General features: G+C 42.2%; 20 protein-coding genes. 19 read left to right on the forward strand and 1 reads right to left on the reverse strand.

Features of this window, described 5'->3' with window-relative positions:
* The first annotated feature begins 13 nt into the window (after positions 1–13).
* The 3 genes from dat to trmB all read left to right on the forward strand — a co-directional run bounded on the left by dat (position 14) and on the right by trmB (position 2,487).
* Complete coding sequence (gene dat / locus ABFX15_RS01600; protein ID WP_346023787.1) at positions 14–874, forward strand: D-amino-acid transaminase; 861 nt, start codon at positions 14–16, stop codon at positions 872–874.
* A 74-nt stretch (positions 875–948) separates the two neighbouring features.
* A complete protein-coding gene (locus ABFX15_RS01605; protein WP_346023788.1) occupies positions 949–1,779 on the forward strand; it encodes a phosphotransferase in 831 nt (276 codons plus the stop codon).
* Positions 1,780–1,848: 69 nt separating this feature from the next.
* Complete coding sequence (gene trmB, locus ABFX15_RS01610) at positions 1,849–2,487, forward strand: tRNA (guanosine(46)-N7)-methyltransferase TrmB (RefSeq protein ID WP_346023789.1); 639 nt, start codon at positions 1,849–1,851, stop codon at positions 2,485–2,487.
* Positions 2,488–2,606: 119 nt separating this feature from the next.
* On the opposite strand, the gene ABFX15_RS01615 is transcribed toward trmB, so the two are convergent.
* Positions 2,607–2,966: a hypothetical protein gene (locus ABFX15_RS01615; RefSeq protein ID WP_346023790.1), complete on the reverse strand. Its 360-nt coding sequence runs from the start codon at positions 2,964–2,966 to the stop codon at positions 2,607–2,609.
* Between the two features lie 196 nt (positions 2,967–3,162).
* Between ABFX15_RS01615 and pepA the strand changes: the two genes are divergently transcribed.
* From pepA to ABFX15_RS01695, 16 genes are all read left to right on the forward strand, one after another.
* Positions 3,163–4,233 carry a glutamyl aminopeptidase gene (gene pepA / locus ABFX15_RS01620; RefSeq protein WP_346023791.1) on the forward strand — a complete coding sequence of 357 codons (1,071 nt, stop codon included), beginning with the start codon at positions 3,163–3,165 and terminating at the stop codon, positions 4,231–4,233.
* Positions 4,234–4,262: 29 nt separating this feature from the next.
* Positions 4,263–4,868 carry a YtpR family tRNA-binding protein gene (ytpR, locus tag ABFX15_RS01625; RefSeq protein WP_346023792.1) on the forward strand — a complete coding sequence of 202 codons (606 nt, stop codon included), beginning with the start codon at positions 4,263–4,265 and terminating at the stop codon, positions 4,866–4,868.
* 33 nt (positions 4,869–4,901) lie between these two features.
* A complete protein-coding gene (locus tag ABFX15_RS01630) occupies positions 4,902–5,480 on the forward strand; it encodes a hypothetical protein (protein ID WP_346023793.1) in 579 nt (192 codons plus the stop codon).
* A gap of 91 nt (positions 5,481–5,571) precedes the next feature.
* Positions 5,572–6,900, forward strand: coding sequence for a UDP-N-acetylmuramate--L-alanine ligase (gene murC, locus ABFX15_RS01635; protein ID WP_346023794.1), 1,329 nt, complete (start codon positions 5,572–5,574; stop codon positions 6,898–6,900).
* A 126-nt stretch (positions 6,901–7,026) separates the two neighbouring features.
* Positions 7,027–9,714: a DNA polymerase I gene (gene polA, locus ABFX15_RS01640; RefSeq protein ID WP_346023803.1), complete on the forward strand. Its 2,688-nt coding sequence runs from the start codon at positions 7,027–7,029 to the stop codon at positions 9,712–9,714.
* Positions 9,715–9,783: 69 nt separating this feature from the next.
* Positions 9,784–10,605 (forward strand): DNA-formamidopyrimidine glycosylase, encoded by an 822-nt coding sequence (gene mutM / locus ABFX15_RS01645; RefSeq protein ID WP_346023795.1) that lies wholly within the window; start codon positions 9,784–9,786, stop codon positions 10,603–10,605.
* Between the two features lie 16 nt (positions 10,606–10,621).
* On the forward strand, positions 10,622–11,218 hold the full coding sequence (gene coaE / locus ABFX15_RS01650; RefSeq protein WP_346023796.1) for a dephospho-CoA kinase: 597 nt from the start codon (positions 10,622–10,624) through the stop codon (positions 11,216–11,218).
* A gap of 60 nt (positions 11,219–11,278) precedes the next feature.
* Entirely contained in the window at positions 11,279–11,743 is a 465-nt protein-coding gene (nrdR, locus tag ABFX15_RS01655; RefSeq protein WP_346023797.1) for a transcriptional regulator NrdR, read from the forward strand.
* Positions 11,744–11,768: 25 nt separating this feature from the next.
* Positions 11,769–13,157, forward strand: a complete 1,389-nt coding sequence (locus ABFX15_RS01660; protein ID WP_346023798.1) for a replication initiation and membrane attachment family protein — start codon at positions 11,769–11,771, stop codon at positions 13,155–13,157.
* Positions 13,157–14,092: a primosomal protein DnaI gene (gene dnaI, locus ABFX15_RS01665; protein WP_346023799.1), complete on the forward strand. Its 936-nt coding sequence runs from the start codon at positions 13,157–13,159 to the stop codon at positions 14,090–14,092. Before ABFX15_RS01660 ends, dnaI begins: the two co-directional genes overlap by 1 nt.
* A gap of 315 nt (positions 14,093–14,407) precedes the next feature.
* Positions 14,408–16,339: a threonine--tRNA ligase gene (gene thrS, locus ABFX15_RS01670; protein WP_346023800.1), complete on the forward strand. Its 1,932-nt coding sequence runs from the start codon at positions 14,408–14,410 to the stop codon at positions 16,337–16,339.
* 250 nt (positions 16,340–16,589) lie between these two features.
* A complete protein-coding gene (gene infC, locus ABFX15_RS01675; RefSeq protein ID WP_143009167.1) occupies positions 16,590–17,093 on the forward strand; it encodes a translation initiation factor IF-3 in 504 nt (167 codons plus the stop codon).
* Positions 17,094–17,158: 65 nt separating this feature from the next.
* Positions 17,159–17,359 (forward strand): 50S ribosomal protein L35, encoded by a 201-nt coding sequence (gene rpmI, locus ABFX15_RS01680; RefSeq protein WP_091264670.1) that lies wholly within the window; start codon positions 17,159–17,161, stop codon positions 17,357–17,359.
* A gap of 34 nt (positions 17,360–17,393) precedes the next feature.
* Entirely contained in the window at positions 17,394–17,753 is a 360-nt protein-coding gene (rplT, locus tag ABFX15_RS01685; protein WP_091264668.1) for a 50S ribosomal protein L20, read from the forward strand.
* A gap of 237 nt (positions 17,754–17,990) precedes the next feature.
* Positions 17,991–19,388: a protoporphyrinogen oxidase gene (gene hemG, locus ABFX15_RS01690; RefSeq protein WP_346023801.1), complete on the forward strand. Its 1,398-nt coding sequence runs from the start codon at positions 17,991–17,993 to the stop codon at positions 19,386–19,388.
* 139 nt (positions 19,389–19,527) lie between these two features.
* Positions 19,528–19,917: an MBL fold metallo-hydrolase gene (locus ABFX15_RS01695; RefSeq protein ID WP_346023802.1), complete on the forward strand. Its 390-nt coding sequence runs from the start codon at positions 19,528–19,530 to the stop codon at positions 19,915–19,917.
* Positions 19,918–19,939 lie beyond the last annotated feature (22 nt).

Raw genomic sequence — 19,939 nt, forward strand, 5'->3', positions numbered from 1 at the left:
AGGGGAGAACGACATGAAAGTAATTTGGAATAGTGAGATTGTTGACAGAAGTGAAGTTAGAATCGATCCGGAAGACCGGGGATATCAGTTCGGAGATGGGATTTATGAAGTGATCAGAGCTTACAATGGCCGCTTTTTCTGCCTGGATGAGCATATTGACAGGTTTTATTCCAGTGCTGGAAAAATCGAAATGGCTGTGCCTTATAGTCGAAACGAGATGAAATCACTCGTCAACCGGCTGCTTGAAGAAACAAATATCGACACCGGCAATCTTTATCTGCAGATGACGCGCGGGATTTCTTCACCCAGGAACCATATGTACCCGGATGCAGGCGTCCTTCCAATGCTGACCGGGACGATGACAGCGGTAGAAAGAGATGCTGTCAAGCAGGTGAAAGGGATCGACACGATCGTAACGGAAGATATACGGTGGTTGAAATGTGACATCAAGATGATATCTTTACTCGGAAATATCATGGTCAAGCATGAAGCACATAAAAAGAATGCCGAAGAAGCCATTCTTCATCGAGATGGGACCGTTACAGAATGCTCTGCCTCAAACATAGCGATCGTAAAGAACGGAGAAGTGATTACTCATCCTGACGGTAATCTCATTTTGCCTGGAGTGACAAAGCTTGTGTGGAAGAAATGTGCAGAAAAGCTGGATATTCCAGTAGTCGACAGACCCTTTTTACTGGAAGAAATGTACGAAGCAGAGGAAGTATTCTGTTCAAGTACGACGATTGAGGTCATGCCAGTCAGACGTATCGATGAACGAGTACTGTTCACTGATAAGCCTGGCGACTTGACGACTGCTCTGCAGGCTGAATACCTTAAAGAAATTGAACAGCAATGTGGCGAAATAGTTATATGAGTCTGAGAGATAAAAAAAGAACATGCATGCGCTTGACGGAACCGATAATTCTTTCTACAATAGAAGGTGCGTAAATGTCTTTATTATTGAGCGACATAAGAAGAACATATAAAGGATTGAATACTATGGAGTTAGAGAGAGAAACGGGGTGGCAGCTGCATCCCATTGGTGGAGAAACAGGTCAAGCTTATATGGGAACGAAAAACGAAGAACGTTTATTTCTCAAGCGGAATTCATCGCCTTTTCTGGCAGCATTGTCCCTCGAAGGGATCTCTCCCAGACTCGTATGGACCAAGCGGATAGGAAACGGGGACGTGCTGACAGCTCAGGAATGGTGCAATGGCCGGACTCTGTTCAAAGAAGAAATGACTTCTTCAAGTGTGATTCAGATGATCAGAAAAGTTCATCAGTCTCAAAGTCTGAAGAGAATGCTGCATCGTCTGGGAGGGAAAGTACTCTCTCCATCTGACTTTTACTACAATGCGGTGTATGGACTGGCGCCCGATCTTATTGCCCATCCATCAATCAGACAGGCTGTATCGTACTTGGAAAAGCATATGCCAGCTGATGATCAGATTGAAAATAAAATGGTGTGCCATGGTGACATCTCGCATAAGAATTTCCTTATGTCTTCTGAAGAAGAACTCTATCTGGTTGACTGGGATTCAGCACTGCTTGCTGATCCTGTAGCCGACTTGAGTCAGCTGCTGGAACGTTATATCGATCACCAGAACTGGGACGATTGGATTACCGCTATGATTCCGTTTACTCCAGGCGCTACTACTAGTAAATTTTACTGGTACGGCACAGCTAACCTGTTGTTTGACATTAAAGCAAGCCATCAGAAACAAGATTATCTAAGGATGAACCAGTATTTGATCAAATTGAATCAGCTATTATCATAAAATTAATGAATGCAGGGACAGGTTTAACGATCTGCTCCCTTTTTTACTGAACTAACGAGGAGTGTTTAAATGAGATTACGTCACAAACCATACGCCCAGGATAAGCTACTGGAGTATAAGCAATATGTGGTTGAAAAACCGGAAGAATCAAAAGGGAAGTGGACAGAGCGGTTTGGGAAACCTCAGCCTTTGCATATTGAAATCGGATGTGGAAAAGGGCGTTTCATTATTGAAATGGCTAAACGCTATCCAGATATCAACTTTATCGGAATTGAACTGCAGACAAGTGTTATCGTCTCTGCACTGGAAAAACAGATTGATGAACAGCTGCCTAATCTGCAGCTGATGCAAGTAAACGCAAAGGATCTAAGAGACTATTTTGAACCCGGAGAAGTCGACCGCATCTATCTGACATTCTCTGATCCATGGCCAAAAAACAGACACGAGAAGCGCCGACTCACTTATAAGTCATTCCTGTCAGTCTACGAGACAATTCTAAATGATGAAGGAGAACTTCATTTCAAGACGGACAATCAGAAGCTATTCGAATATTCATTGACCAGCTTCTCCAAGTATGATGCGGTGCTGGAAAAAGTGTATATGGATCTGCACAATAGCGACGTAGAAGACAACGTAATGACAGAATATGAAGAAAAATTTTCTAAAAAAGGCAACAGAATTTATAAAGCAGTTGTCATGTTCAAATAAAAACAACCTCAGTTACTTGACTCACTAAGCTAAGCAGTGGAGGTTCAAGTGACTGAGGTTATTTATTTGTCTTATATTATGAGTATGAGCAGCAATGGCTGAACCAGACTCATTTTCATTTACACTCTGTATAGGTCGATCAGACTGCCGGTGTAAGCATCAACGATGAATTCGTATTGGACCAGCTTGCTTTCTTCATAGCGTGAGATCCCACCGTAGTAAACATCAGTTTCATAAGCAAATTTTTTCCACGGCACTTTGGATAATTCAATCCATGACCCGTCGATCGGTCCTTCTTTAAGAAATTCTTTTTTTATGGATTTTAAAAGATCGTCAGCCTTTAGTGACTTCTTCTTTTTGAAGAATGCAAAGGTCAGCATGCCCAGAATAAAGGAAAGCACAACTGAACCACCCAGGTACATCCAGTCTTCCGTAGAGTATGTCTTTGTTTCTTTCTTTTCTTCCTTTTTCATATACATCAGAACTCCTCCATTTTGAATTAATAACGCTTTCGTCTCTAATTTTAACATACCTTAGATTAATAGTGTAACACAAACAAACTAGGTTTAACTTAAATTTGAACCGGGTTTTGTGTATAATAATGAGAGTACAGCGGGAGATAGTGACCCGAAATCTTATACTGGGGGATAGAGTCAGCCTGACTGACGATTATATATGAATGAAGAAACATTTCACATGATTAAACGAACAACTGAACTTCAGGGAATCAGCGGATTTGAACACAATGTCCGTGACTTTATGCGAGATGAAATGAACGGACTGGTCGACCGGATAGAAACGGACGGACTGGGTGGACTGTTTGGGGTGAAAGAATCACAGACACCAGATGCACCAAAATTGATGCTGGCTGCACATATGGATGAAGTAGGTTTCATGGTTTCATCCATTACATCAAAAGGACTGATTAAAGTCCTGCCAATCGGTGGATGGAATCCTTATGTGGTCTCATCTCAGCGGTTCACGATTCAGACTAAAAAAGGGGAGTACCCGCTGGTATCGTCTTCGATCCCGCCCCATCTTCTGAAGGACAAGAAGAACACGTCGATTTCCATTGACTCGATTTTGTTTGATGGAGGTTTTGAATCCAAGGAAGAAGCAGAAGAATACGGCGTACGTCCTGGAGACCCTATCGTACCTGTCGTAGAGACCATACAGATGGCAAATAAAAAGACTTTTGCAGGTAAAGCCTGGGATAATCGCTACGGTGTGACACTTGTCCTGGAACTTCTGAAACAATTAAAAGAAGAGCAGCTGCCGAGTACACTGATTGCCGGAGCAAATGTTCAGGAAGAAGTTGGACTAAGAGGAACAAAAGGATCTGTGAGAAAATTCCAGCCGGATGCTTTCCTGGCTGTCGACTGTTCACCTGCAAATGACCTTAACGGAGATAAAGAAGCTTTCGGCCGTCTGGGCGACGGGTTTCTTCTGAGAATTCAGGATCCAGGTATGATTCTTTCCAGAGAAATGAAGGATTATCTCATTGATACAGCAGAGACGAATAAGATTCCTTATCAGTATTTCGTATCCAAAGGAGGGACGGATGCTGTAGCGGCACATACATTGAATGAAGGCATACCAAGCGCTGTGATAGGTGTTCCCGCCCGCTATATCCACACCCATCAATCTCTTTTCCGTATCGATGACTATGAAGCAGCCAGAGAAATGGTCTACCAGATCGTCAAAACATTTGACCGATCAGTACTGGAGACTCTAAAAACATTTTAATCTAAAGAAAACTAAGGAGTTTATACACAATGCAGATAACAACTTATAACAACAATGGACTGAATGATGTCCTGATGATCCAGTTCCAGAAAATGGAAGCAACAGATCAGGTTCCGGAACGAAATGGAGATATCGTCTTGATCAAGTCAAAAGATGATGGAAAGGTAACAGGTATCAACCTTTTCAAAGCCTCTGACTATTTGCACGGATTGACTGACGGTCCAGTTGAACTTGAGGAAGAAGCGGTGGACAAAGTGAACAGTCTGATCGAAGAAGCTGGATTTTCTGTCAAACTGGAATCTGAGACTTCACCGAAATTTGTGGTAGGCTACGTGACATCATGTGAACCTGTAGAAGGCTCTGATCACCTGAACCTGACTCAAACTGAAGTTGACAATGGTGAAATTCTACAGATTGTCTGTGGTGCCGCGAATATTGCTAAAGGACAGAAAGTTGTGGTAGCCCGCACCGGTGCGGTGATGCCTGATGGAATGGTTATCTGGCCTGGTGAACTTAAAGGCATAGAAAGTAACGGGATGATCTGTTCAGCTGGAGAACTAGGGCTGCCACAGGAAGGTAAAGGAATCATGGTCCTTCCAGACGATGCAGAAGTAGGAAAAACTTTTTCAGTTTAATAATCTGTAAGGACTAGGGAAGGAGGGGAAATAGTGTCCTCAAAGTATAGAGAGTTCTTTGAATCATCGAAGAAAAACAGGCCGGAGAGTAAATCTGATGAGCAGTCACTTTCTTTTAAAGACACGTACACACTTCCAGGCGAAGTTAAGCGAAAGGAAGAAATAAAAAAAGAATTCAAAGAGTATTTAGAGCACCCTCAGGAATCTTACAACAGAACATACATCGATCCTCCTTTTGAAGCAAGTAAAGTCCCGTCGCCGGTGTACGGTTACAACAAACCGCCCAGGCAGAGAAAAAAGCCGACGATCGATTATGGTGTGCTTAAACAGGAGATGCAGAAAAAACCTGAAGAATTCCTTGTTCTAGAAGAACATGCCACTCAGTCTCTGAAAGAAAAATGGGGCTGGACGAGTGAATCCGAGCCATTTTCAGATCTGCCCGATCAAATGAAAATCCAAAAAGCTAAGTCGACTGTTCGTGAAAAAACTAAAAAGACATATGGGCTTAACCGGACACTGGCTTCGATCATGGATGATGACAGAAATGGCAGCATAAATAGACGAAGCGAAGTGCCTGGACTGTTCAGAAAAGATGACTCCAGCAAAAGATAAATAATTGTACTGGCTTTTTTTGATCATTTCAATTATAGTGTATAACGATGTAAATTTTACAGATCTGAATTTAATGGAGGATTTTTAACGAATGAATCAGAAAACAGTCTACCACTTTGTGGGAATTAAAGGATCAGGTATGAGTGCACTGGCTTTGATCCTTCATGATAAAGGATACAAAGTTCAAGGGTCAGATGTTAAAAAATACTTCTTTACTCAAAAAAATCTAGAGGACAATCATATCCCTATCTATTTATTCGACGAAGCTAATATTAAGGAAGGCATGACCATCATAGCTGGGAATGCCTTCCCGGATACGCACGAAGAGATAAGTAAAGCGCTGGAATTGGGGCTGCCCGTGAAAAGGTACCACGATTTCCTTGGCGAGTTGAGCGGTCAGTATACCAGTGTAGCTATAACTGGATCACACGGGAAAACAAGTACGACCGGCCTTCTTTCTCATGTGCTAAGCGGAATCAAGCCTACCAGTTACTTGATAGGCGACGGTACCGGACGAGGCGAAAAAGATGCAGAGTACTTTGTGCTTGAGGCTTGTGAATACAGACGTCATTTTCTAGCATATAAATCAGACTATGCACTGATAACTAACATTGATTTTGATCATCCGGACTATTATACGAGCATAGAAGATGTACAGGATGCGTTTCTTTCATTCTCACAGCAGATCAAAAAAGCAATTTTTGCCTGCGGTGATGATGTGAGACTTCAGGAACTGCATGCTTCTGTCCCTATCGTCTATTATGGCTTTGATGAATATAACGATTTTCAGGCCAAGACTCTTGAGCGAACGACTGAAGGCTCTACGTTCGATGTGTTTGTCAGAGGGGATTTCTACGGCAAATTCTTCATTCCATCGTATGGAAAGCATAACATCCAGAATGCGCTGGGAGTTATCGCGTTCTCACACTATGAAGGACTCGATCAGGACAAAGTCCAGGAAAGACTTCAGTCGTTTAAAGGTGTAAAAAGACGCTTTACTGAAAAAAATGTAATGGATACAGTCATCATCGATGACTATGCGCATCATCCGGCAGAAATTAGAGCCACTCTAGACGCTGCTCATCAGAAATACCCTGACAGAGACATCGTTGCCGTTTTTCAGCCGCACACATTCAGCAGGACCGTTGCACTTCTAGATGAATTCGGTGAAGCTCTTGATTTGGCTGATGCTGTCTATCTCTGTGATATCTTTACATCAGCAAGAGAACAGGAAGGAACTGTAACGATCAGGGATCTTCTGGATAAAACTGAAAAAGGCAAAGACATCATTTCAGAAGAAGATATGTCAGCCTTGCTTAAACATAAAAACCAAGTCGTCGTTTTCATGGGCGCTGGTGATGTTGACAAATTCGAGCATGCTTTCGAAGTCATTTTAAGCCAGTCGGAAGCAAAAAATTAATACGCTTAAATAGAGAATGAACTTAAAGCTCCCTTTGCATATAGTAGTGGTATAATACTTATTGTATAGGGAGTTTAAGGACGTTCTCTTTTTCTATTGCGTGAATTTTGATACTATATGTTTAGGATGAATAACTGGGAGTTGAAGAGATTGGCTGATAAAAAGAAATTACTGCTCATAGACGGGCACAGTGTGGCATTCAGAGCCTTTTATGGTCTGCATAGCCAGCTGGAACGAATGAAGAATAGAAACGGACTGCACACCAATGCGCTTTACGGCTTTCATAACATGCTTGAGGTGATCGTTAACAAGGAACAGCCTACACATGCACTCGTGGCATTTGATGCAGGAAAGACTACATTCAGACACGAATATTTCGACGATTATAAAGGCGGCCGGTCAAAAATGCCGTCTGAATTTTCTGAACAGATTCCTTTTATGAAAGATCTTCTTAAAGGGTTCGGTTTGCAGAGCTATCAGCTTGAAAACTATGAAGCAGATGACATCATAGGAACGCTGGCTAAAGAAGCTGAAGAAAACGGTTTTGAGGTCGTCATTCTGACCGGAGACAGGGACCTTACTCAGCTTGCTTCGGATAGCATTCGGGTGGACATCACTAAAAAAGGAGTCAGCGACTTAAAAGAGCACACCAAAAAGTCGATTCAGGAAGAGATGGGAATCGATCCGATTCAGATTATCGACATGAAAGGACTGGCAGGAGATGCCTCAGACAATATTCCGGGAGTGACCAAGATTGGTGATAAAACTGCTCTCAAGTTACTGCACGAATATGGGTCGGTTGAGAACCTTTATGAGAATATTGAAGAGATGAAAAAGTCCAAACGAAAAGAATACCTGATCAATGAGAAGGAAACGGCATTTCTGAGTAAAAAACTGGCAACCATCGATACTAATGCGCCAATTGAAGTAAAACTGGAAAATCTGACATACAACGGATTGAGTATGGAGGATCTTATCTCTTTCTATAAAGAAATGGATTTCAACTCTCATTTGCAGAAACTCGATACGACAGAATATATGGAGCAGCTGGCCGAAGATGCTGTGGAGGTCGAATATACTTTCTTAAATGAACTGTCATCTTCTCACTTCTCTTCAGATATGGCTCTGTATATCGAAATGCTGAATGAGAACTATCATCATGCTGAAATCGTCTCGATTGCCTGGGGAAATGATGAGACCATTTATGTAACCGATCCTCAGACTGCTTTTGCATCTGCTGCCTTCAAGGCGTGGATCGAAGATGAAGACAGCAGTAAAGTGCTGTATGATGCTAAACGCTCCTATGTCGCTTTGAACAATAAAGGCATGACCCTTAGAGGAATTACATTTGATATCATGCTTGCGTCCTATCTGCTGACAGCTGAAGACAGCAGCAGTGGCGATATCGTCGATGTAGCCAGAAAACATAATTACGACCACATCACGCCTGATGAAGTTGTTTATGGAAAAGGGAAAAAAATAAAAATACCTGAAGACAGTTCTCTTATGCATGATCATGTGGCGCGTAAGGTCTTAGGCATCTATCATCTGTCGGATTCGATGGAAAAAGAACTCAAAGAAAACGAGCAGGAAGATCTGCTTAAAGAAATGGAACTGCCTCTGGCCATAGTGCTTGCTGATATGGAGATACAAGGCATCACTGTCGACGCAGAACGGCTGGAACGAATGAAAGAAGAATTTGGTACGACACTTGAATCAATCGAAGAAAGAATCTATGAAGAAGCCGGAGAAACGTTCAACATCAATTCTCCCAAACAGTTAGGTGTGATCCTCTTTGAGAAAATGGGTTACCCAGTCATCAAGAAGACTAAGACCGGGTATTCTACAGCACAGGATGTACTCGAAAAGCTGAAGGATGAAGCACCGATCGTTGAACATATTCTGCAGTACCGACAGATTGCCAAAATACAGTCGACCTATATCGAGGGACTGCTTAAAGTCATCGATCCGCAGACGAGCAAGATCCATACACGCTACCTGCAGACCGTTGCACGTACAGGACGACTGAGCTCCGTTGATCCTAATCTGCAGAACATCCCTGTCCGTCTTGAGGAAGGCCGGAAGATTCGTCAGGCCTTTGTTCCTAGAGAAAAAGACTGGAAAATATTTGCATCGGACTACTCGCAGATCGAGCTTCGTATTCTTGCGCATATATCAGAAGACGATCACCTGATCAAAGCCTTCCTGGACGACGAAGACATTCATACGACGACGGCTATGCGTGTATTTGATATCGATGATCCCGAGAAAGTTACTTCTGATATGAGACGTGAAGCGAAAGCAGTCAATTTCGGTATCGTTTATGGAATTAGTGACTACGGCTTGTCCCAGAACCTGAACATCACACGGAAGGAAGCTAAAGATTACATTGATACGTACTTTGACCGTTTCCCTGGTGTGAAGGAGTTCATTGATACTGTGATCAGAGAGGCCAAGGAAAACGGCTTTGTCGAAACATTGTTCCATCGACGCAGGTATCTGCCGGACATCAACTCACGCAATTTCAACCTGAGATCTTTTGCGGAACGTACCGCCATGAATACTCCGATTCAGGGAAGTGCGGCAGACATTCTTAAAATGGCTATGATAGAAATGGCTAAACGGATGAAAGAAGAAAATCTGGAAGCGACGATGCTTCTTCAGGTTCACGATGAACTGATATTTGAGGTGCCTGAACACGAGATGGACAAGCTTGAAGCCCTTGTAAAAGAAGTGATGGAAAAAACAGTTGAGCTGTCTGTTCCTCTGAAAGTTGAGAGCAGTGCAGGTGATAACTGGTATCAAGCTAAATAACACATAAAAGAGCGGGAGAAGTCTCGCTTCTTTTATTGTAAAAATTACCAAAGGAAATGAGAGAATACTATGCCTGAATTGCCGGAAGTTGAAAGTGTCAGAAACGGTTTAGTCGATCTGGTCAGTGAGAGAACGATCGGCAAAGTCACTGTACGCTGGGACAATATAATTAAAGAACCAAAAATCGAGCTGTTCCAGAAAAATCTGGAAGGCCAGACAATTGAAACGATTAGAAGAAGGGGAAAGTTTCTTCTTTTTATCCTGACTGATTATGTTCTGATCAGCCATTTGAGAATGGAAGGAAAATTCAGACTAGAAGTAGAAGGGACTCCACTGACTAAGCATACCCACGTTATTTTTAGTCTTAATGATGGACAGGAGCTCCGTTATCTGGACGTCAGGAAGTTCGGTAAGATGAGTCTAGTCAGCAAAAAGGAACTCCTGACCCACCCTTCGCTGACCAGCCTTGGACCGGAACCGGTTGAAGAGGAGCTGAGTATCGATTGGATGGCGGAGTATCTCAAAGGGAAAAAAAGGGCGGTTAAAGCCTATCTACTTGATCAGAAGCTGGTGGCTGGGGTTGGGAATATTTACGCAGACGAGATTTTGTATGATGCAGGTATTCGTCCCAATCGTTCAGCTTCTTCGCTGACTGATGAAGAAATCAGCGTACTGAGATCCTCTATTGTGAGGATAATGAAAGAAGCCGTCGAAGCCGGAGGAACAACAATCCGAACATACGCCAATGCCTACGGTAGAGAAGGTAGTTATCAGAATAGTCTGAGGATTTATGGAAAGGTTGGATCAGACTGTCCGATCTGTCATTCACCATTTATTAAAACTAAAGTGGCTCAGAGAGGGACGCACTTCTGCCCGGTCTGTCAGTCATAGAAAGAGGAGGAGAACGATGACATTTATTTTAGGCTTGACAGGGGGGATTGCCACCGGAAAGTCCACGGTCGGCCGCTTCTTTGAATCTCAAGGTATTCCTGTAGTGGATGCAGATAAGGGAGCCAGACAGGTAATGGAACCTGGGCAGGCAGCCTATCATGCCGTTGTGAAGACATTCGGGCAGGAGATATTAACAGAAGATGGAAGGATAGACCGGACTAGACTTGGCGCTATTGTGTTCAACGATCCTGCTAAATTAAGTAAATTGAATGAGACCGTTCATAGTCATGTCCTGAACTGGATAAAGGAAGAAAAAGATAAGCTGATCAAAGCTGGACACCCCCTGGTTGTTCTGGATATCCCTCTGCTTTATGAGATCGGATTTGAAAATGAAGTGGATGCCGTTATGGTGATTTATGTTGACCCGGAGACTCAGCTGAAACGGCTGATGAAAAGAGATAATTTAAGTGAGAATGAGGCACAGATACGAATCGCCGCGCAGGCCTCAATAGACAGCAAGGCTGAGAAAGCAGACATCATCATCGATAATAGGGGCGGTATTGATGAAACGGAAAATCAGCTGAGAACTTGGCTTGACTATAATGGGTATTAGTTAAGGCCCGGAAATGTGGTATACTGTCAGTAAATATTTAATAGTAAAGGACTGAGAAATATGCATTGTCCTAAATGTCAGCACAACGGAAGCAGAGTAGTGGACAGCCGACCGGCAGATGAAGGGAAAGCAATCAGACGCAGAAGAGAATGTGAAAACTGTCTATTCCGTTTTACAACATTTGAACGTATCGAACAGAGCGCTGTCCTTGTTGTGAAGAAAAACGGGAATAGAGAAGAATTCAGTCGTGAGAAACTACTGAGAGGCATCCGTAGAGCCTGTGAAAAAAGACCTGTAGCTGCAGCTGCACAGGAAAAAATTGTAAATAAAGTAGAATATAAAATCAGAGACATTGGAGCCAATGAAGTTCCCTCAACTAAAATTGGAGAATACGTGATGGAAGAACTGGCAGAACTGGATGACGTGGCCTACATCCGCTTTGCAAGTGTGTATAGACAATTCAAGGATATTGGTGTCTTTATGCAGGAAATGCAGGAACTTGAGAAAAAGAGAAAAGAACATTAAGCAAGGCTGAAAGGATCAATCAACAATGACTTACCCCTGGAAAACTATGAGCCCTAAAGACAGCGTACATCTGATCAGGTTGATGATGTTATCTGATCTGCATATAAAGGCACTTCATAACTTATACCAGCCGCTCCTTGGAAAAGACGCCGTCAGCCTTTTTATGACACTTAAAGAAACACTCGATCAAACCATTGAAAAAGATGTGATGCTCTCTGATTTACTTGTACAGCTCGACTGTGGTGTGAAAGAGTTTTACGAGGCAAGAATCAGGCTGGAAGCTTACGGCCTCATCAGAGTCTATGTACATGATTCTGATTCGACACGTTTGGCTATCGGTTTAAGTTGTCCTATGCTGCCTGAACAGTTCTTCAAAGATCCGATGATGAAGATGATGCTCACTGAAAAAGTAGGTGAGCGACTGACAGACGACCTGCAAAAAAGATTCAAGGTTCATGATGGAAGGTTGAATGAATATAAAGAAGTCACTAAGTCATTTCTTGATGTCATCCATGTCGATATGAAGAAAATGAGTGAAGCTTCTGAAAATGAAGATGCGGAGGAACGGTCGACTGCGATCAGTGATCAGATTATGGCAACCGAACGATTCGACTGGTCGTTTTTCATTGAAGGTCTGAACAAGAATTATATCAGCCGTTCATCAATCACAACTGATCTCAAACGACTGATTTATACCTTTCATGCCTTATATAACATCAATGAGCTGGAGATGCAGAAATTTGTACTTGAAGTAGCGGATTTGAATACAGGTCAGGTAGATGATCAGAAGCTGACTTCCCTGATACAAAAAGAGTATTTAAAAAAATCCGGCAGTTCAAGGAAGACAGCCGATGTCTTGACTCAAGAAAGCGAGCATAGAGTAAGACAGCTCGAACAAAAAGGTTTTTCGAAAGAAGAAATAGAAATTATTCTGCACTCTGAGCAAGTAAGTCCGTATGCTTATCTGAAATCGATTAAACGTCAGAAAGGCGGATTTGTCTCGTCAAATGAAACATGGCTACTGAAAGAACTTGTTGAGAATGCTCCATTAACTACAGCAGTGATCAACATCCTTCTGAACTATCTGCTTATCATCAAGAATTCCCCTAGCATAGAAAAAGGACTTGCAACTAAAATAGCGAATGACTGGGCACAAAGCCAGGTGAAGACACCTGAAGACGCTATGGAGAAAGTAAAACAGCTTTATGCATCATTCGGTCAGAAAAATCAGAAAGCAGCACCTAAGGGAAACTATTCTAAGACTCAAAAAAATGGATCCCATGCCCGCCAGGAGACCCTTCCTGACTGGGCCTTGGAAGGGTCTGTAAAAGATGAACGGCTCAGTTCAGAAGAAGAGGAAGCTTACAAAGAAAGACTTAAACGAATCCGCAACAGGAAAAGTGGTGAATCATAATGGATAGTATAAAAGATCAGCTGGCTAAACTGATGGATTCAGGAAAAGTCAGCGACATGTTCAGTCAGATCATGAAAAAAGATGTTATGAGTGATCCGGACGTAAGAGAATTTCTTTCTGAGCATAAAGAAGCATTATCAAAAGAAGCTATTGAAAGAAGTGCTTCTGAACTATATGAATTTGTATCCGAAAAGAAAAAAGTGCAGAACAGGAGTAATAGCCTGGCTCCGGGATATGAACCCAAGCTCATCCTGAATAATCATCGGATCGATGTGACTTACGTTCCTACTCGAGAACTTCTTTCACGTCAGAAGGAAGTAAAGATCAAAAACAGGATAAAATCCCTTTATATGCCGAAAGATCTCAAAAATGCCAGGCTTGAAGATTTTGAAGCGACAAGAAAACGGCAAGATGCTTTCGAGAAGGCAATTACATTTATAGATGACTATCTTGAATCGCCCAGGTCATACCATAAAGGTCTCTACCTTCAAGGACCGTTCGGTGTGGGGAAGACTTTCCTTCTGGGGGCCGTGGCTCATGAATTGTCGCAGCATGGCCATTCAACTACGCTGGTTCATTTTCCTACCTTTGCGGTTGAAATGAAAAACGCAATCGGGAATAATACGACAGAAGATAAGATGGAAAAGCTTAAACGAGCGAAGATACTGATGATCGATGATATTGGAGCAGATTCCATGTCATCCTGGATAAGAGACGATGTACTTGGTGTCATTCTTCAATTCAGGATGCAGGAAGAGCTGCCGACATTCTTTACATCAAACTTCAGTATGGATCAGCTTGAAAAAGAACACCTGAGTGTGACACAACGAGGTGAAAGAGAGCCTCTGAAAGCCAAGCGGATCATGGAGCGTATTCGTTTTCTGTCTGAGGAAGTGGAAATGTCAGGAGATAATCGACGTCAAAATAAAAGTTGATTTGACCTGCAAGAAGTGATAAAGTACTATCTATATTAAGAATAATACCACTTTGAGAAAGACACCATCGTTCAACAGTAATTAAAAGAGAGGAAGATCCCGGCTGAAAATCTTCCATTAATGAACAGATGACCCCTTTCGAGTGCAGGTCCGAACAAAGTAGGATCTGCCGTACACTCTGCGTTAAAGAGCGAAGAGATTAGAATGGCTCATGGCTGTTCTATAAACTTGGGTGGAACCACGTATATTAAACGTCCCATTGGATAAGACAGCTTATTCAATGGGACTTTTTTAATGAAAATAGGAGGAATTGGAATGTCGGAAATGATTAATGTTATTTTGCCGGATGGCTCTTCGAAGAAAGTTTCTAAAGGCACAACGCCTAAAGAGATTGCTGGTGGGATTGCCAAGTCTCTTGAGAAAAAAGGCCTGGCAGCTAAATGGAATGGAGAACTGGTCGATTTCAGTCGTGAACTGAATGAAGACGGAGCACTTGAAATCGTTACGCCTGATCATGAAGATGCTCTGTCAATTTTGAGACACTCTGCTGCCCATCTAATGGCTCAGGCGATCAAACGTCTATATCCGGATGTGTCATTCGGAGTAGGGCCCGCTATAGAAAATGGGTTCTACTATGATACAGATACTGAGCAGCCTATTACTGAGGAAGATCTGGAAAGAATTGAAAACGAAATGATGGCAATTGTGAAAGAAAATCTGCCTATTATTCGAAAAGAAATCTCTAGAGCAGAAGCGCTTGATTTGTTTAAGGATGACCCATACAAACAGGAACTGATCAATGATCTTCCAGAAGATGAAGAACTGACAGTCTATGAGCAGGGAGAATTTGTCGACCTGTGTCGTGGTGTACATGTGCCTTCTACAGGTCGGATACAAGTCTTTAAACTATTATCCCTTGCAGGGGCTTACTGGAGAGGGAACTCTGACAATAAAATGATGCAGCGTGTATACGGAACAGCTTTCTTTGATAAAAAATCACTGAAAGAGTACCTTAAGATGCGGGAAGAAGCAAAGCAGCGGGATCACCGTAAATTAGGTAAAGAGCTGGAGCTTTTCATGCTGTCACCAGAGGTCGGTTCAGGTCTTCCATTCTGGCTTCCTAAAGGAGCTACGATCAGACGTGTAATTGAACGATACATCACTGACAAGGAAATCAGCCTAGGTTATCAGCATGTCTATACACCAATCATGGCGAACGTTGACTTTTATAAGCGTTCAGGCCACTGGGATCATTACCATGAAGACATGTTTCCACCAATGGATATGGGAGACGGGGAAATGCTTGTTCTTCGCCCAATGAACTGTCCGCATCATATGATGGTCTTTAAAGATGATGTCAGAAGTTACCGTGACCTGCCGATCCGCATCGCTGAACTGGGACAGATGCACCGTTATGAGAAGAGCGGGGCTTTGTCAGGCTTGCAGCGTGTTCGTGAAATGACCCTGAACGATGCACACGTGTTTGTCCGTCCGGATCAAATCAAGGAAGAATTCAGCCGAGTCGTCAAACTTATGCTGGCTGTCTATGAAGACTTTGACATTAAGGATTACCGCTTCAGACTGAGTTATAGAGATCCTGAAAATACTGAAAAATACTTTGACGATGATGCCATGTGGATGAAGGCTGAGTCTATGCTGAAGGAGACACTTGATGATCTCGGCCTGGAATACTTCGAGGCAACAGGGGAAGCAGCATTTTATGGGCCTAAACTGGATGTTCAGGTCAAGACAGCAATGGGCATCGAAGAAACGCTCTCTACTGTTCAGCTTGATTTCCTTCTGCCAGAACGGTTCGACCTCACGTACGTCGGGGAAGATGGACAAGATTCTCATCGGCCAGTTGTAATCCACCGCGGGGTCGTATCAACGATGGAACGTTTTGTCGCATATCTGATTGAACGATACAAAGGCGCATTCCCGACATGGCTGGCACCGATACAGGCTAAAATCATTCCTGTCAATCTTGATATCCATGGGGAGTTCGCAGAACAGCTGAAAAACAGGCTGGCAGCTAAAGGCTTAAGAATAGAAGTCGATAATCGTAATGAGAAAATGGGTTACAAGATCCGAGAAGCTCAGACACTCAAGATTCCTTATCAGCTGGTTATCGGGGACAATGAGATGGCTGATGACTCAGTAGCTGTCCGTAAATACGGTGAAAAACAGACTAACACTCTTGCTATAAATGATTTCATTCAGCAGATGGTAGAAGAGAATACTAAATAAATGTCATGACCCATTTGACATAGGATGCTTGTTGTGATATTATATAAAAGTTGAGAAAACAAAGCAGAAGCCCCCGCTTCTCGCCTTATGGACATCTGTTCATGGGCAGATATGGACACGTATATATAAGGCATGCGCTTGTGTGTGCCTGATGCGGAGAACAGGCGGGAATTTCTATGCAGATAGATACCCCGCCTTTTTCTGTGCTTTTCTCGCAAATACTTTGGAGGTGACCACCATAGCTAAAGACATGATTGTCAACGACCGTATTCGTGCAAATGAAGTACGTTTGATCGGAAAAGACGGTGAACAGATAGGTGTAGTCCAACGCAAAGAGGCACTAAGATTAGCAGAGGAAGCCAACATGGACCTTGTATTAGTCTCGCCTAATGCTAAACCACCAGTGGCTCGGGTAATGGACTACGGCAAGTATCGCTATGAACAGCAGAAAAAAGAACGTGAAGCAAGAAAGAATCAGAAAGTTGTCAACATCAAAGAGATTCGCTTGAGTCCAACGATCGATGACCACGATTTTGATACGAAATTGCGTAACGCTCGTAAGTTTCTGGAAAAAGGCGATAAAGTCAAAGTCTCTATCCGATTCAGAGGACGAGCAATCACTCACAAGGACATTGGACGTGAAGTACTGGAACGCATGGCTGAAAAAGCATCTGATATTTCACAAGTCGAATCAAAGGCTAAGATGGATGGCCGCAGCATGTTCTTGATGCTCGCACCGAAAAGTGAAAAATAAAGAAATAACTGTGATATAGTTATTTTCTGATCATTATTATAGAAGAGTATTGGAGGAAATCAAAAATGCCTAAGCAAAAAACGCATAAAGGTTCAGCAAAACGATTCAAAAGAACTGGTACTGGTAAACTGAAAAGAAGTCACGCAAAAACAAGCCACATGTTTGCGAACAAAACTCAGAAACAGAAACGTAAACTGCGTAAATCAGCACTGGTTTCTAATAGTGACTACAAACGCATCAAGCAACAGCTTGCTAAAATGAAATAATAGATTCTAGGATTGTATTGAAGGAGGAAAAACAATGGCACGAGTAAAAGGTGGAGTCGTCACTCGCAGACGCCGTAATCGCGTATTAAAATTAGCTAAAGGATATTATGGTGCTAAACATCGCTTGTTCAAAGTTGCAAAACAGCAAGTAATGAAATCATACATGTATGCTTACAGAGACCGTAAACAGAACAAGCGTAATTTCCGTAAACTATGGATTGCACGTATCAACGCTGCAGCACGTATGAACGGATTGAGCTACTCTAAATTTATGCACGGACTTAAATTAGCTGAAATCGACATGAACCGTAAAATGTTGGCTGACTTGGCTGTCAACGATGCTGATGCATTTTCAGCTCTGACAGACAAAGCAAAAGATGCTTTAAACGGTTAATTCATTTACCTTATAATGATCAGTTTATAACTGGTTGTTATAAGGTTTTCTTTTGTATAAATAATTGAAACAATATTTACGTTCTTTTATCAGAACTTCATGGTATAATATAAAAGATATTCCTATCAGGAGAAGTTTATGGAAGAAAATTACTATACATAAGCTGTTCAAATAGTTATATGTAGTTATGTCAGTTATATTTTCGATAAATACGATCAGGTAAGGGGTGTGTCCAGAATGGAGAAGGCTAAGAAAAGAATTGCAGTTGTCGGCAGTGGAATTACCGGTCTGACAGTTGCCTATCGCTTGCAGCAAACAATAAAAGAACAGGATCTTCCTTATGAAGTCATTGTCCTGGAGTCTTCTATACGTTCCGGTGGTAAACTATATACCATGAAATTCGGAGAACAGTTCATCGATCTGGGAGCAGAGTCTATCGACACGCGCCTGCCTGATGCAATCGGACTGATTAAAGAATTAGAGCTCGAAGACCAAGTGGAATACAGTCAGAATGGAAAACCTGATATCTATGCATTCAACAAGTTGTATCAGCTCGACAGTGATACCTATAAGGGGATTCCAGTAAAAAGAACAGACATATGGAAATTCGATCTGATTTCTTTTCAGGGGAAACTGTCTTTCCTGAAAGATACATATTTTTCCAGAACTGAAGAATCTGAAGAAGTGTCAACTAGGGACTACTTTGCTCAAAGAGTAGGAGATGAAGTAGCAGAATATGCAGCTGAGCCTTATATTTCTAAAGTCTATTCAAGTGAAATAGACGAAATAGGGATAAAAGGGCTGAATGAACCCTTGTTTGCTCTTGAAAAGGAACATGGGACGATCACAAAAGCACTTGAAGCTCACCCGGAACTCATTGATGGGGATGGCAATTATCTGACATTTATGGATGGGCTTGAGACATTGACACGTGAATTATCTGAACGCCTTCAACAGAACATCAGGTATTCAAAGAAAGTGACTGATATTAAAAAAAGCATCAGTCATACCTATATAGTCGATATCAATAAGAAAGAGCAGCTAAGAGTGGACAGTGTCGTGGTAGCTACTGATTCTGGAGCTTATAATCAGATTTTTTCAGACATCGAATTAAGTGATTATTTCAAGGACACTAAGATGGGGTCAATAGGGTTTGTTCTGTTCAGTTTTCCAAAAGGGGCTTTGAAGAATCCTCCTGAAGGAAACGGCGTACTGTCGGTCAGACGTAATAACTCTTATATACAAAGCATCGTGTGGCTGAATAAAAAATGGGCGCATCATGCACAGAAAGATGAAGAGTTATTAGGGGTCTATTTTGGTCGGAGCTCGGACAGTATTATGATGTCACTCAGTAACAAGCAAATTGAAGAGGCCATTTTAAAGGATCTTAACAAGATGCTGTCAATTGAAGTTGACCCAAATTATCGTATTATCAAGCGATGGCCCAATGCAATACCGCAGTTCAGTGTCAATCATGAAGAGCGGACAAAAAATCTCAATGAATTTCTTGAAGAGAAATATCCCGGTCTGTATCTCATCGGGAACGGGATGGACGGATTTGGTGTGAACAACTGTATTCGACAGGGAAATAATACAGCTATGGAAGTCATCAACTACTTAAAAAATACAATATAGTTTTCTAAATGATTTTAATTGAGAACTGAGACTTAAAAACAACCGATCCTGGACACTTATGTGCAGCTTCGGTTGTTTTTTTTCAAAATTCCCGTATCCTATAACTAAAGACAATCATACAAGGAGGAGTCTGTAAAAAATGAAACTGACTGTCCTAGGATACTATGGCGGATACCCTACTAATAATATTGGTACGAGCTCTTACCTGCTGGAGTCTGACAGTTTTCACTTGCTTATGGATGCTGGAAGTTACAGTCTACTGACAATGGAGAAATATGTTGATCCGCTAGATCTTGATGCAGTATTACTTTCTCACTATCATCATGATCATATCGCAGATTTAGGTGTTCTGCAGTTTACCAGACTGCTGAAAAGAGATGAGCACGGCAACAGGGCCCACATGCTTCCAATATACTGTCATAATGAAGACGTTGCTCATTTTCAACAAATGACTTTAGAAAACGTTAGTGAGGGGATACCTTTTGAGACTCCCACGGCTAAAGCCGCAAGCCCGAACCTTTCGGTTTGACGGGTGGGATTCTTGAGTGCTT

It is taken from the genome of Alkalibacterium indicireducens, from assembly GCF_039522005.1.
Taxonomy (GTDB): domain Bacteria; phylum Bacillota; class Bacilli; order Lactobacillales; family Carnobacteriaceae_A; genus Alkalibacterium; species Alkalibacterium indicireducens.